The organism is Citrobacter sp. W9 (assembly GCF_026719375.1).
In the GTDB taxonomy this organism is placed as follows: domain Bacteria; phylum Pseudomonadota; class Gammaproteobacteria; order Enterobacterales; family Enterobacteriaceae; genus Citrobacter; species Citrobacter werkmanii.
The window spans coordinates 264,378-278,664 of sequence record NZ_JAPPTE010000003.1 but is presented as its reverse complement, the minus strand read 5'-3'; the positions used below and the strand labels follow the sequence as shown (position 1 = coordinate 278,664).

The 14,287-nt window shown below is 54.0% G+C and carries 8 protein-coding genes; 2 read left to right on the top strand and 6 right to left on the bottom strand.

The features are described 5' to 3' along the window. Positions 1–77: 77 nt before the first annotated feature. On the bottom strand, positions 78–2,165 hold the full coding sequence (gene malQ / locus OOJ59_RS07715; RefSeq protein ID WP_160955332.1) for a 4-alpha-glucanotransferase: 2,088 nt from the start codon (positions 2,163–2,165) through the stop codon (positions 78–80). Positions 2,166–2,174: 9 nt separating this feature from the next. Next, positions 2,175–4,568, bottom strand: a complete 2,394-nt coding sequence (malP, locus tag OOJ59_RS07710) for a maltodextrin phosphorylase (RefSeq protein WP_087856283.1) — start codon at positions 4,566–4,568, stop codon at positions 2,175–2,177. A gap of 630 nt (positions 4,569–5,198) precedes the next feature. Between malP and malT the strand changes: the two genes are divergently transcribed. Next, complete coding sequence (gene malT / locus OOJ59_RS07705; protein WP_160955333.1) at positions 5,199–7,904, top strand: HTH-type transcriptional regulator MalT; 2,706 nt, start codon at positions 5,199–5,201, stop codon at positions 7,902–7,904. A 41-nt stretch (positions 7,905–7,945) separates the two neighbouring features. Here malT and OOJ59_RS07700 read toward each other — a convergent pair whose 3' ends face one another. The 3 genes from OOJ59_RS07700 to glpE form a co-directional block, all read right to left on the bottom strand. After that, on the bottom strand, positions 7,946–8,704 hold the full coding sequence (locus tag OOJ59_RS07700) for a DeoR/GlpR family transcriptional regulator (RefSeq protein ID WP_003023499.1): 759 nt from the start codon (positions 8,702–8,704) through the stop codon (positions 7,946–7,948). Positions 8,705–8,799: 95 nt separating this feature from the next. Beyond that, entirely contained in the window at positions 8,800–9,630 is an 831-nt protein-coding gene (gene glpG, locus OOJ59_RS07695; protein ID WP_121529651.1) for a rhomboid family intramembrane serine protease GlpG, read from the bottom strand. A 75-nt stretch (positions 9,631–9,705) separates the two neighbouring features. Beyond that, complete coding sequence (glpE, locus tag OOJ59_RS07690; protein WP_042311890.1) at positions 9,706–10,032, bottom strand: thiosulfate sulfurtransferase GlpE; 327 nt, start codon at positions 10,030–10,032, stop codon at positions 9,706–9,708. A 202-nt stretch (positions 10,033–10,234) separates the two neighbouring features. Here glpE and glpD point away from each other — a divergent pair, with 202 nt between their 5' ends. Then, complete coding sequence (gene glpD / locus OOJ59_RS07685) at positions 10,235–11,743, top strand: glycerol-3-phosphate dehydrogenase (RefSeq protein ID WP_085049018.1); 1,509 nt, start codon at positions 10,235–10,237, stop codon at positions 11,741–11,743. Between the two features lie 91 nt (positions 11,744–11,834). Here the strand turns inward: glpD and glgP are convergent, their stop codons facing one another. Further along, entirely contained in the window at positions 11,835–14,282 is a 2,448-nt protein-coding gene (gene glgP / locus OOJ59_RS07680; RefSeq protein ID WP_038634923.1) for a glycogen phosphorylase, read from the bottom strand. Positions 14,283–14,287 lie beyond the last annotated feature (5 nt).

Genomic DNA, 14,287 nt, shown 5'->3' with positions numbered 1-14,287 from the left:
GCTTCGCTTACCCGGCCTACCGCAGTCATTGTAGGCCGGATAAGACGCATTCTGCGTCGCCATCCGGCCAACTAACACTATTTCTTCTTCGCAGCGGCTTTTCGGCGTTTATCCAAATCCTTAATCAGCTTGTTCACCCCGTCATCGGCGAACATCTGCTCCAACGTAGCGGTGAGCTTACGCCGCCAGTTTTTGTACTGGTCGCTGGTCCCCGGGATGTTGACCGGATCCGCCATTCCTAACCAGTCCTCCGGTTGCAGGCCCAGCAGCGCACTGTTGCTGTCAGCGATGTAGCGTTGCATGCCACGATTAAGCATCGGCGTCATCGACATCAGCGAGGCCTTGTGACCCGCGCGTTTTGGCAGACAGCCATATTTGTGCAGCGCGTCCAGCAGCCCTTGTTTCGCCAACTCCCGGTCCTGATATAACCCTCGTAGCACAACCTCATCCGGGTACAGACCCAGCGCTCTACCCAGCGTCAGATCGCCACTATCCCAATAACCTTTAAGCGTAGGAAGGTCATGCGTCGCCGCGACTGCCATTGATTGTTCCGGGTACGCTTTCGGCGCACGGAAGTTTTTCTCATGGTCATTCTCAAAATAAAGCACTTTATAGGAGTACACGCCGCTATCGCGCAGCTTGCTGACGATCTCCACCGGTACAGTACCCAGATCTTCACCAATCACCATGCAGTGATGACGTTTACTTTCCAGCGCCAGAATTGAAAGAAGATCGTCGACCGGATAATGCACGTAGGCGCCGTGATCGGCCGTTTCACCGTAGGGGATCCACCACAGACGCAGCATCGACATAACATGATCGATACGCAATGCGCCGCAGTTCTGCATATTGGCGCGCAGCAGCTCGATAAACGGTTCGTAAGCGCGGGCTGTGATGATGTGCGGATCCATCGGCGGCAGCCCCCAGTTCTGACCCAGCGGACCGAGAATATCCGGCGGCGCGCCAATCGAGGCTTTCAGGCAGTACAGCTCACGGTCGCACCAGGTTTCCGCCCCCCCTTCTGCCACGCCGACCGCCAGATCGCGATACAGCCCGACAGGCATCGCAAAACCCTGACTCGTTTCCCAGCAGTCAGCGAACTGGGTATACGCCAGCCACTGAAGCCACAGGTAGAAGTCCACGTCATCACGATGCGCTTCGCAGAACTGTTTGACCTCTGGCGAGTCCACCGACTGGAAAGCCTCTGGCCACACCGGCCAGCCCCAGCGCAATGCGTCTTCTTTCACCTGATGCGCATGCAGGGCGTCAAAGGCCGCCTGCCAGTACAGGCTATCGCCTTCCTGAGCCACAAACTGGCGAAATGCCGCCATCTGCTCATCATCACGCGCAGAGAAACTTTTCCACGCCATACGTAGAGCCGTCATCTTCAGTGCGGTAACGGTAGAGTAATCCACCCATACGGCATCTCGCGCCTTTTGCAGGGCTTGCTGAGTCGTGGGTTTCTGCCACCAGGCCTGTGCCTCTTTACTGTGGTGGAAATCGTCTACTGCGTTGACATCAATATAAATAATATTCAGCCAGCGACGTGACGACGGGCTGTATGGACTTGCACTTTCCGGGTTCGCCGGATACAGCGCATGAATAGGATTCAGGCCGATAAACGCGCCGCCGCGTTGTGCCACATCCACCAACATGGCGCGGAGATCGCCAAAGTCGCCAATCCCCCAGTTTTTTTCTGAACGTAGGGTGTAAAGCTGAACGCATGCCCCCCACAGCTTCTGCCCGGCCAACAACGCCTGCGGTTCGTAACAGCGCTTCGGCGCCACGATGATACGGCAATGCGTACGCAACTCCCCCTGGGTCAGGGTAAGCGTGTGATATCCCTCCGGCAGTTTCGCCGGCAGGTTGAAAGATTTACCGCCAACGGCATGCCCTTTGTGCTGCACACCCTCTTCGGTGGTTAGCAGCCAGGTAAACTCTCCACTTCCCTCAACCGCCAACGGCATTTTTTTGCCCGCGGTATAAACCATGACGTTCGGCACCGGGGTCACCGCCACCTTCGTGGCGGCGGTGGTGCGATGCATGGCGTCAAGCAAACGCCGCTTGGTTTCGGCACCAATAGACTGCGGTTTACCGTGGGCATTAATGTAATGTGGGCTGATCCCCGCCGCCAGCGCGGCATTATCCAGACGTTTGCTTTCCATCGCGCTTCCTTAACGTTTCGCCTGCCAGATACGAGCCTGATAATCGCGAATAGAGCGATCTGAACTGAACATGCCGCAACGCGCGGTATTCAGAATCGCCGCCCGGGTCCAGGCGTCCTGGTCACGGTACAACACGTCAACCTGCTTCTGGGCTGCAACGTAGGCCGCGAAGTCCGCCATGACCAGATACGGATCACCGCCCTGCTTACCAATACTGTGCAGCATCTGGTCAAAGGCATGTTTATCGCCGTCGCTGAATTTTCCGCTTTCCAACTCCTTCAGAACAGCATCCAGCACCTTATCTTTCTTACGCCATTTCACCGGGTCATAGCCTTTCGCTTTCAGGGCTTTCACCTCTTCCACAGTATGACCAAAGATAAAGATATTTTCGTCGCCCACCTTCTCGGCGATTTCGACGTTGGCGCCATCCAGCGTACCGACGGTTAACGCGCCGTTCAGCGCCAGTTTCATGTTACCGGTGCCGGAAGCCTCTTTGCCCGCGGTTGAGATCTGCTCAGAGATATCCGCCGCCGGAATCAGCATTTCCGCCGCCGAGACACAATAATCCGGCAGGAAGACGACTTTCAGCTTGTCGCCGATTTTCGGGTCGTTATTGATCGTTTCCGCCACCTTGTTGATAGCGAAGATAATATTTTTCGCCAGGTAGTAACCCGGAGCGGCTTTCGCGCCAAACAGGAAGACGCGCGGCACGCGATCCGCCTGCGGGTTTTCACGAATTTCTTTGTACAGCGCCAGAATATGCAGCAAGTTCAGATGCTGACGCTTGTACTCATGCAGACGTTTGATCTGAATATCAAAGATTGCCTGCGGATTGATTTCAATACCTGTCCGTACTTTCACAAACTCTGCCAGGCGCTTTTTATTCGCCAGCTTAATGTCACGATAAGTCTGACGGAACTTCGCGTCGTCGGCGTATTTTTCCAGGTTAATCAACTGGTCGAGGTCGTTGGCCCACTCTTTTTTCAGCGATTTATCCAGCAGCGCGGCAAGCGCCGGGTTGCACTGTTTGATCCAGCGACGCGGGGTAATCCCGTTGGTGACGTTATGGAATTTGTTAGGCCAGAGCTGGTGATATTCCGGGAACAGATCTTTCACCACCAGATCGGAGTGCAGCGCCGCCACGCCGTTAACTGCAAAACCGCTGACCACGCACATATTGGCCATACGTACCTGTTTATTATGCACCACCGCCAGTTTCGCCCACACTTCAGCATTACCCGGCCAGGTTTTATCGACCAGTTTCTTAAAGCGGTCGTTAATCTCTTTGATGATTTGCATATGGCGCGGCAGTAGCGCTTTCACCAACTTCTCATCCCAACACTCCAACGCCTCCGGCATCAGGGTATGGTTGGTGTACGCAAAGGTTTTGCTGGTAATGGCCCACGCATCGTCCCAGCTCATCTGATGCTCATCAATCAGCACACGCAGCAGCTCAGGGATCGCAATGGTCGGGTGAGTATCGTTCAGCTGAATCACTTCGAAATCGGCCAGCTCATGCAGTTTACGCCCGGCCAGATGATGGCGGCGCAGAATGTCGGCTACGGAGCAGGCGCACTGGAAGTACTGCTGCATCAGGCGCAGCTTTTTACCCGCGGTGTGGTTGTCGTTCGGGTACAGCACCTTGGTTAGTTTCTCAGCGTCGATACCCTGCTGCTCAGCGCGCAGGAAATCGCCGTCATTAAATTTAGTCAGGTTAAACGGATGCGCGTGGCTGGCCTGCCACAGACGCAGCGGTTGCGCCACGCCGTTACGGTAGCCGAGAACCGGCAGATCCCAGGCCTGACCGGTGATGATAAATCCCGGCTCCCAGTGTCCCTCTTTGGTGACTTTACCGCCAATGCCTACCTGCACATCTAACGCCTCGTTGTGACGGAACCACGGATAGCTACCGCGATGCCAGTCATCCGGGGCTTCCATCTGCTGACCGTCGGCAAAAGACTGGCGGAACAGGCCGTACTGGTAGTTGAGACCATAGCCCGTCGCCGACTGGCCGACCGTCGCCATCGAATCCAGGAAGCAGGCCGCCAGACGCCCCAATCCACCGTTACCTAACGCCGGATCGATCTCTTCTTCCAGCAGATCGGTCAGGTTGACGTCGTGCGCTTTCAGTTCATCGCTCACCGCCTGATACCAGCCCAGATTGAGTAAGTTGTTGCCGGTCAGACGACCAATCAAAAATTCCATCGAGATGTAGTTAACATGGCGCTGATTTTTTGCCGGTTTCACCGCTGGCTGGGCGCTGAGTAACTCAGCCAACGCCCCACTCACTGCCTGCCACCACTGGCGCGACGTCATTTCGTGAGCCGACAGTAAACCGAAACGCTGCCACTGACGCGTCAGGGCTGCCTGAAATTGATCTTTGTTGAAGGTTGGCTGTGACATAGGGATTCCAGGTCCTTAGGTAATAAAACAACGTTATCGCTAGTTTGCCAGGCTCGTTGTTGACCTTCCTCATCCTGGCACGGATTAGGGAGGGAGGAGGAGCGGGGATGAGCATAAAAGTGTGATCGCCGCCACTTAAAGCAGAGAGGCATTGCCGGTCAATACGTAGGTTTCCCCCGTATCCCCCTGAAATGCATCACGGTTTTCGCATTAACCTAAAGAGATTAGCCAGACAATATCAAACAGTAAGATGATATTTAGAAAAAATATGTAAACAGAGAAATAGTTTCTCACCTGAAATACGCATTCTGCTTGAGTTATTTCACATGAAAGTTTTAAGTCGAGCACAAAACTCATCGTCTTTTTATTAAACGTTACAGTAACAACATAAAAAAGTGGAATCTTTCCGCTGGGTGAAAGTCACGCTGGATCCAGTCGCCACGCCTGTTGCGACTCTTTAAAGAAATTATTGCAATAGATGTATAGATTTGTGACATAGTGCAAAATCAGACACACAAAAAGCCCGCTTAGCTTGCATAAAATACCAATCTGGCCGACCTTATATCTATTAATTACGAAGCGCAAAAAAAATCATTCTTCCCCATTTTCACACAGTGAAGTGACTAACTTATGTTGATTCCGTCTAAATTAAGTCGTCCGGTTCGTCTCGACCATACGGTGGTTCGTGAGCGCCTGTTGGCTAAACTTTCCGGCGCGAACAATTTCAGGCTCGCCCTGATCACAAGTCCTGCTGGTTATGGAAAAACAACGCTTGTTTCACAATGGGCGGCGGGGAAGACCGAGTTAGGCTGGTACTCTCTGGATGAAGGCGATAACCAGCAGGAGCGCTTTGCCAGCTATCTGATTGCCGCGATCCAGCAGGCGACCGGTGGGCATTGCACCACCAGCGAAGCGCTGGTGCAAAAACGCCAGTATGCCAGCCTGACGTCACTGTTTGCGCAGCTTTTTATTGAACTGGCCGAGTGGCATCGTCCACTCTACCTGGTGGTGGATGATTATCACCTGATCTCCAATCCGGCCATTCACGAAGCAATGCGCTTTTTCCTGCGTCACCAGCCTGAAAATCTCACACTGGTCGTGCTGTCGCGTAATCTGCCGCAGTTGGGCATTGCCAACCTGCGGGTGCGCGATCAGTTGCTGGAAATCGGCAGCCAACAGTTGGCCTTCAACCATCAGGAAGCGAAACAATTTTTCGATCGGCGTTTATCCTCCCCGATTGAAGCGGCTGAAAGCAGCCGGATGTGCGATGACGTTGCTGGCTGGGCCACAGCGTTACAACTGATTGCCCTTTCCGCCCGCCAGAACAATAACTCTGCGCACCAGTCGGCACGACGCCTCGCTGGGATCAACGCCAGCCATTTATCCGACTACCTGGTAGATGAAGTGCTGGATAGCGTTGACCTCGGCACCCGTCACTTTCTGCTCAAAAGCGCCATCCTGCGTTCGATGAACGATGCGCTGATCGTTCGGGTCACCGGCGAAGAAAACGGGCAAATGCGACTTGAGGAAATTGAGCGTCAGGGGTTATTTCTGCAGCGAATGGATGACGTCGGCGAGTGGTTCAGCTATCACCCGCTGTTTGGCAGCTTTTTACGCCAGCGTTGTCAGTGGGAACTGGCGAGCGAGCTGCCTGAAATACACCGCGCGGCCGCAGAAAGCTGGATGGTGCAGGGTTTCCCTAGCGAAGCTATCCACCACGCTCTGGCGGCAGGCGACGCCCATATGCTGCGCGATATCCTACTTAATCATGCGTGGGGCCTGTTTAACCACAGCGAACTGGCGCTATTGGAAGAGTCGCTGAAAGCCCTGCCGTGGGAAAGCCTACTGGAAAATCCGCGTCTGGTTCTGCTGCAAGCCTGGCTGATGCAAAGCCAGCACCGCTACAGCGAGGTTAATACCCTGCTGGCCCGTGCGGAACAAGAGATGAAAGGCGACATGGAGCCGACGCTGCACGCTGAATTTAACGCGCTGCGTGCGCAGGTAGCGATTAACGACGGTAACCCTGACGAAGCAGAACGTCTGGCAAAACTGGCGCTGGATGAATTACCCATCGCCTGGTTCTATAGCCGTATCGTTGCCACCTCGGTGCATGGTGAAGTCCTGCATTGTAAGGGTGATCTCACGCGTTCACTGGCGTTGATGCAGCAAACCGAGCAAATGGCGCGCCATCATGATGTCTGGCATTACGCGCTGTGGAGTCTGATCCAGCAAAGCGAAATTTTATTTGCCCAGGGCTTTTTGCAGGCCGCCTGGGAGACGCAGGAAAAAGCGTTCCAGCTGATCAAAGAGCAGCACCTGGAACAGCTGCCGATGCATGAGTTCCTGGTACGTATCCGCGCGCAGTTACTGTGGGCATGGGCACGTTTGGACGAAGCTGAAGCGTCTGCCCGCATGGGCATTGAGTTGCTTTCCACATTCCAGCCACAGCAACAGCTACAGTGCCTGGCGCTGCTGATTCAGTGTTCGCTGGCCCGGGGCGATTTAGACAACGCGCGTAGCCTGCTCAACCGTCTGGAAAACTTATTGGGCAACGGTCGCTATCACAGCGACTGGATCTCAAACGCCGATAAAGTCCGGGTGATTTACTGGCAAATGGTGGGTGACAAAAACTCGGCCGCCAACTGGCTACGCCACACGCCGAAGCCGGAGTTCGCTAATAACCACTTCCTGCAAAGTCAGTGGCGCAACATCGCCCGCGCGCAGATCCTGCTGGGTGAGTTTGAACCGGCGGAAATCGTACTGGAAGAGTTAAATGAAAATGCGCGTAACCTGCGCCTGATGAGCGATCTGAACCGTAACCTGTTGCTACTTAATCAGTTGTACTGGCAGGCAGGACGCAAAAATGACGCGCAGCGCGTCTTACTCGAAGCGCTGCAACTGGCGAACCGTACCGGATTTATCAGCCACTTTGTTATCGAAGGTGAGGCGATGGCGCAGCAGTTGCGCCAACTGATTCAGCTCAATACGCTGCCAGAACTCGACCAGCACCGCGCCCAGCGCGTTTTGCGGGAGATTAACCAGCACCACCGCCACAAATTCGCCCACTTTGATGAAGGATTCGTTGAGCGACTGCTTACCCATCCGGAAGTGCCGGAGCTTATCCGCACCAGCCCGCTGACCCAGCGCGAATGGCAGGTTCTGGGACTGATTTATTCAGGTTACAGCAACGAGCAGATCGCCGGTGAGCTGGCCGTTGCAGCCACGACCATTAAGACGCACATCCGCAATTTGTACCAAAAACTCGGCGTCGCCCACCGCCAGGATGCGGTGCAGCATGCGCAGAAACTGCTGAAGATGATGGGCTATGGGGTATAGTTAATGCCTGATGCGCTACGCTTATCAGGCCTGGAGTTAACTTAACACAGCTCTAACTGAATATGGTGGTCGGCAATAACCTGCATCACGCCAGCTGGCGGCAGCGTGTCGGTATAAACCGCATCCACCATGCTAATGCTACCCATATTCACCATCGCGTTACGTCCGAACTTCGAGTGATCCACTACCAGCATGACGTGACGTGAATTCTCAATGATCGCGCGTTTGGTGCGCACTTCGTGATAATCAAACTCCAGCAGGGAGCCATCGCTGTCGATACCGCTGATCCCCAGGATGCCGAAGTCCAGACGGAACTGGGAAATAAAGTCGAGGGTCGCTTCGCCCATAATGCCGCCGTCACGGCTACGCAGTTCGCCCCCGGCCAGAATAATGCGGAAATCCTCTTTCGCCATCAGCGTGTTTGCCACATTGAGATTATTGGTCACAATGCGTAAGTTGCTGTGATTAAGCAGCGCATGAGCCACCGCTTCCGGTGTGGTGCCGATATCAATAAACAGCGTTGAACCGTTAGGGATCTGCGTGGCAACTTTGCGCGCAATGCGCTCTTTTTCCGCCGTCTGCGTCGCTTTACGGTCATGCCATGGGGTATTGACCGAGCTGGATGGCAACGCCGCGCCGCCGTGGTGACGCAAAATCATATTTTGATCGGCCAGGTCATTCAGATCCCGGCGAATCGTCTGCGGGCTGACGGAGAAATGCTCCACCAGCTCCTCGGTACTGACGTATCCCTGTTTTTTTACCAGCTCAATGATCGCGTCATGTCGTTGTGTTTGCTTCATTATTGTTCCCTGGAATTTTGCCGGATGCGCTGACGCTTACCCGGCCTACAAATTGGTCCAAACGCACACCGCCTTCCGGCACCACAAAACTTGAGTCAAGTTCGTTTTCGCACATGAATAGTATCGGCAAACGCCATTGCCAGACCCACGGCCAGCCCGGCGATATGTGCGCCGTTCGCCATCGACATGCCGAACAGATCAAACCAGCCGGCAACAATCCAGATCAAGGCAAAGATAATCAAACCACGCTGCAGGAAAATACCGCTTTGCGGATCGCGCTCGCCGCGCAACCACACGTAGCCCATCAGCGCATATACCACGCCAGACAGCCCGCCAAACCACGGGCCGCTAAATTTCTGCTGAACATAACCGCTCAGCAAGGCGCTGATCACAGTAATGACAATCAGCTTTCCGCTGCCCAGGCGCTTTTCAACCGCGCCGCCGAGATACCACCACCACAGCAGGTTGAACAAAATGTGCATGAGCGAGAAATGCATAAACGCGTGGGTGAAATAACGCCAAAACTCAAATTTCAGCGAAGGATCGAACGGCCAGGCCAGCCAGAGCATTACCGCCTGGTCGCCCAGCACATTCATCGCGATAAACACCAACACACACGCCGCCATTACCGCCCAGGTCACCGGGCCGGCACGTTCGCGCAATGTGGCCAGAAACGGATAACGTTGATAGCGCAGACCGCTGTCGGTATGACCTGACTGCCAACTGGCCGCGAGGTAACGCGGATCGCCCGGGTTATCGAGAAATCGCGCCAGTTCAGCACGCACGCGTTCAGTCTGGGACTCATCCGCCAGCCAGACATCCGTTTGCTGATGTTGTTGAATCGTCAGGATAACGCCCTGCGTCGCCATATAATCAACAAATGCCTGCGCCACGCGGGGGTTAGCAAAAGAGGTAATCATCAACATTATTGCTGTCGCTTATTCCACACAAAAGAGGACAGTATATATATCCTGTCCGTTTCAGGCTGCATCTTTGTTAGCTTACGAACCGTATGTCACTTCTGCAGGAAAATGTCGATGCCAGGCATCGAAGCCGCCGTCAACGCTGTAAACCGCATCATAGCCCTGCTGAAGAAGATACTGCGCCGCGCCTTTACTGCTGTTGCCGTGGTAACACATCACCATCACGGCAGTATCAAAATCATGGTCACGCATAAACGTCCCCAACGTGTCGTTCGTCAGATGAAAGGCCTGCGGCGCGTGGCCCATCGCATAGCTTTGCGGATCGCGGATGTCCACCAGCACCGCCATTCCGTGCAGGAGTTTCTGATGGGCTTCTTCGACATTAATACACTCAAACTGATCCATGGCGTTCTCTTGTTAAGTTCTACTTATATTCTGGCAGGTAACCAATATTACCCTCCAGTGTACGTTGCCTGCGCAGGTAAACGCCATAATGTTATATGTATCACTGTAAATTGTTTATCCAATGTTACCAATGGCGCAATTCTTTGCTATTATGCTCGATAACGAACATTAATGAGCTATAACGAAAGTGCGAGAGGCCAACATGGAAACCAAAGATCTGATTGTGATAGGTGGAGGCATCAACGGTGCCGGTATCGCGGCAGATGCCGCTGGACGCGGTTTATCCGTGCTGATGCTGGAGGCACAGGATTTAGCCTGCGCCACCTCCTCCGCCAGCTCCAAACTCATCCACGGTGGCCTGCGCTACCTGGAACACTACGAATTCCGCCTGGTGAGCGAGGCGCTGGCAGAACGTGAAGTGCTGTTGAAAATGGCACCGCATATCGCCTTCCCGATGCGCTTTCGTCTGCCCCATCGCCCGCACCTGCGTCCGGCATGGATGATCCGTATTGGTTTGTTTATGTACGATCATCTGGGCAAACGCACCAGTTTGCCGGGTTCTACTGGTTTGCGTTTTGGCGCGGATTCCGTAATGAAACCTGAGATTGTGCGCGGTTTCGAATATTCTGACTGCTGGGTAGACGATGCGCGTCTGGTTTTGGCAAACGCCCAAATGGTCGTGCGCAAAGGCGGTGAAGTATTAACCCGCACCCGTGCCACCTCCGCTCGCCGTGAAAACGGCCTGTGGATCGTTGAAGCCGAAGATATCGATACCGGTAAAAAACACACCTGGCAGGCGCGCGGTCTGGTCAATGCCACCGGTCCGTGGGTGAAAGAGTTCTTTGATGACGGCATGCATCTGCCTTCGCCGTACGGTATTCGTCTGATTAAAGGTAGCCACATCGTGGTGCCGCGCGTACATACCCAGAAGCAAGCGTATATTCTGCAAAATGAAGATAAACGTATTGTGTTTGTTATCCCATGGATGGACGAATTCTCGATCATCGGGACGACTGACGTCGAATACAAAGGCGACCCGAAAGCAGTGAAAATTGATGAAAGCGAAATCAATTACCTGCTGAAGGTCTACAACGCGCACTTTAAGAAACAGCTTGGCCGTGACGATATCGTCTGGACTTACTCGGGCGTGCGTCCACTATGTGATGACGAGTCCGACTCGCCGCAGGCTATTACCCGTGATTACACGCTGGATATCCACGACGAAAACGGCAAAGCGCCGCTGCTGTCGGTCTTTGGCGGTAAGCTGACAACCTACCGTAAGCTGGCCGAGCACGCGATGGAAAAACTGTCGTCGTACTATCAGGGCATTGGCCCGGCATGGACCAAAGAGTGCATCCTGCCTGGCGGTGATATTGGCGGCGATCGCGAAGATTACGCGGCAAAACTGCGCCGTCGCTATCCGTTCCTGACCGAATCGCTGGCACGCCACTATTCGCGTACCTATGGCAGCAATACTGAATGGATTATCGGCGACGCCACGTCAATCGCCGAGTTAGGCGAAGACTTCGGCCATGAGTTCTATGAGGCCGAGCTGAAGTATCTGGTTGAGCATGAGTGGGTGCGTCGCGCAGAAGATGCGCTGTGGCGTCGTACGAAAGAAGGCATGTGGCTGAATGCCGAACAGCAGTCCCGCATGACCCAATGGCTGGCGGAGTATGTCGAGAAGCACCAGCTGTCGCTGGCCTCCTGATAAAAATGCCGGATGGCGGCTAACGCCTTATCCGGCCTACAAGAGTGCATAAACATAGGCCGGGCAAGCGAAACGCCCCCGGCCTCGGATGTTACAACCGCACCGAATCAATATGCCAGATGTTCTCGGCATACTCTTTGATCGTCCTGTCCGAAGAGAAGTACCCCATATTGGCGATGTTTATCATCGACTTCGTGGTCCACTCTTCCGGATGGCGATACAGCTCATCAACCTTATCCTGGCAATCGACATAGCTGCGATAATCCGCCAGCACCTGATAGTGGTCGCCAAAGTTAATCAGCGAATCGACCAGATCACGATAACGTCCAGGCTCCTCAGGGCTGAACACGCCGCTGCCAATCTGCGTCAGCACCTGATGCAACTCTTCATCTTTCTCGTAATACTCACGCGGCTTGTAGCCCTGAATGCGTAAAGCCTCAACCTCTTCCGCCGTATTACCAAAGATAAAGATATTCTCCGCACCCACATGTTCCAGCATCTCAACGTTGGCGCCATCCAGCGTCCCGATGGTCAGCGCGCCGTTGAGCGCAAATTTCATATTACTGGTTCCGGAGGCTTCGGTCCCGGCCAGAGAAATCTGCTCAGATAAGTCGGCAGCAGGAATAATCACCTGCGCCAGACTGACGCTGTAGTTGGGGATAAACACGACCTTCAATTTATCGCCAATCTGCGGATCGTTGTTGATCACCTTCGCGACATCGTTGATCAAATGAATGATGTGCTTCGCCATGTAATAGGCTGAAGCCGCTTTACCCGCGAAGATATTCACGCGCGGCACCCACTCGGCGTCTGGATCGGCCTTGATACGGTTGTAGCGGGTGATCACATGCAGCACATTCATTAGCTGACGTTTGTACTCGTGAATACGCTTGATCTGCACATCAAACAGCGATTTCGGGTTCACTACCACGTTCAGCTGCTGGGCGATGAGCGTTGCCAGTCGCTTTTTGTTCTCCAGCTTCGCACGACGCACAGCCTGATTCACTAACGGGAAATCACAGTGCTGCTCAAGCTCGCTGAGCTGGCTGAGATCGGTACGCCAGGTGCGGCCAATGTTCTCATCCAGTACGTCAGAAAGCGATGGGTTCGCCAGCGCCAGCCAGCGACGCGGCGTCACACCGTTGGTCACGTTGCAGAAGCGGGTCGGGAAAATCTTCGCAAAGTCAGCAAACAGCGACTGCACCATCAGGTTGGAGTGCAGTTCAGACACACCGTTAACCTTGTGGCTCACCACCACCGCCAGCCATGCCATACGCACACGACGACCGTTAGATTCATCGATAATCGACGTCCGTCCCAGCAGAGCGGTATCGTTCGGATACTGCTCCTGCAGCGTCTTCAGGAAGTAGTCGTTAATCTCAAAAATGATTTGCAAATGGCGCGGCAGGATTTTGCCCAGCATATCCACCGGCCAGGTTTCCAGCGCTTCACTCATCAAGGTGTGGTTGGTATACGAGAAAACCTGACAGCACACCTCAAACGCGTCGTCCCAACTGAACTTGTGTTCATCGATCAGCAGGCGCATCAGCTCAGGGATCGACAGCACCGGGTGGGTGTCGTTAAGGTGAATGGCGATTTTATCGGCCAGGTTGTCGTAGGTTTTATGCAGTTGATAATGGCGGTTCAGGATGTCCTGCACCGTTGAGGAGACGAGGAAATACTCCTGGCGCAACCGCAGCTCGCGTCCCGAATAGGTAGAGTCATCCGGATACAGTACGCGGGAGACGTTCTCGGAGTGGTTTTTATCTTCCACCGCCGCAAAGTAGTCGCCCTGGTTAAATTTACCGAGGTTGATTTCGCTACTGGCCTGGGCATTCCACAGGCGCAGCGTGTTGGTGGCGTCAGTGTCATAACCGGGGATAATCTGGTCGTAGGCCACTGCGAGGATCTCTTCGGTCTCAATCCAACGCGTTTTCTTGCCTTCCATCTGCACGCGGCCGCCAAAGCGCACTTTGTAGCGCGTGTTGTGGCGTTTGAATTCCCACGGGTTACCGTATTCCAGCCAATAGTCCGGGGACTCTTTTTGTCGACCATCGACAATGTTCTGTTTAAACATGCCATAGTCATAACGGATACCGTAGCCACGTCCGGGCAGACCCAGCGTTGCCAGTGAGTCGAGGAAGCAGGCTGCCAGGCGTCCGAGGCCACCGTTACCGAGACCGGGATCATTCTCTTCGTCGATCAGATCTTCCAGATCTAATCCCATACCTTCCAGCGCACTTTTAACATCGTCGTAAATCCCCAACGATAACAGCGCATTGGAAAGCGTGCGCCCAATCAGAAACTCCATTGACAGATAATAAACCTGACGGGTTTCCTGGGATAATTGCGCACGGTTAGAACGCAGCCAGCGCTCCACGAGACGATCGCGCACCGCAAATAACGTGGCGTTCAGCCACTCATGTTTGTTGGCAATGACCGGGTCCTTACCAATCGTGAACATCAGTTTGTAGGCAATAGAATGCTTAAGTGCCTCGACGCTGAGTGTGGGCGATGCATAAGTAAATGGAGCGTTCATATAGG

Excerpts from the sequence above, each read along its gene's own strand:
- malQ (WP_160955332.1), bottom strand. The coding sequence starts at position 2,165 with ATGGAAAGCAAACGTCTGGATAATGCCGCGCTGGCGGCGGGGATCAGC.
- malP (WP_087856283.1), bottom strand. The coding sequence starts at position 4,568 with ATGTCACAGCCAACCTTCAACAAAGATCAATTTCAGGCAGCCCTGACG.
- malT (WP_160955333.1), top strand. The coding sequence starts at position 5,199 with ATGTTGATTCCGTCTAAATTAAGTCGTCCGGTTCGTCTCGACCATACG.
- OOJ59_RS07700 (WP_003023499.1), bottom strand. The coding sequence starts at position 8,704 with ATGAAGCAAACACAACGACATGACGCGATCATTGAGCTGGTAAAAAAA.
- glpG (WP_121529651.1), bottom strand. The coding sequence starts at position 9,630 with ATGTTGATGATTACCTCTTTTGCTAACCCCCGCGTGGCGCAGGCATTT.
- glpE (WP_042311890.1), bottom strand. The coding sequence starts at position 10,032 with ATGGATCAGTTTGAGTGTATTAATGTCGAAGAAGCCCATCAGAAACTC.
- glpD (WP_085049018.1), top strand. The coding sequence starts at position 10,235 with ATGGAAACCAAAGATCTGATTGTGATAGGTGGAGGCATCAACGGTGCC.
- glgP (WP_038634923.1), bottom strand. The coding sequence starts at position 14,282 with ATGAACGCTCCATTTACTTATGCATCGCCCACACTCAGCGTCGAGGCA.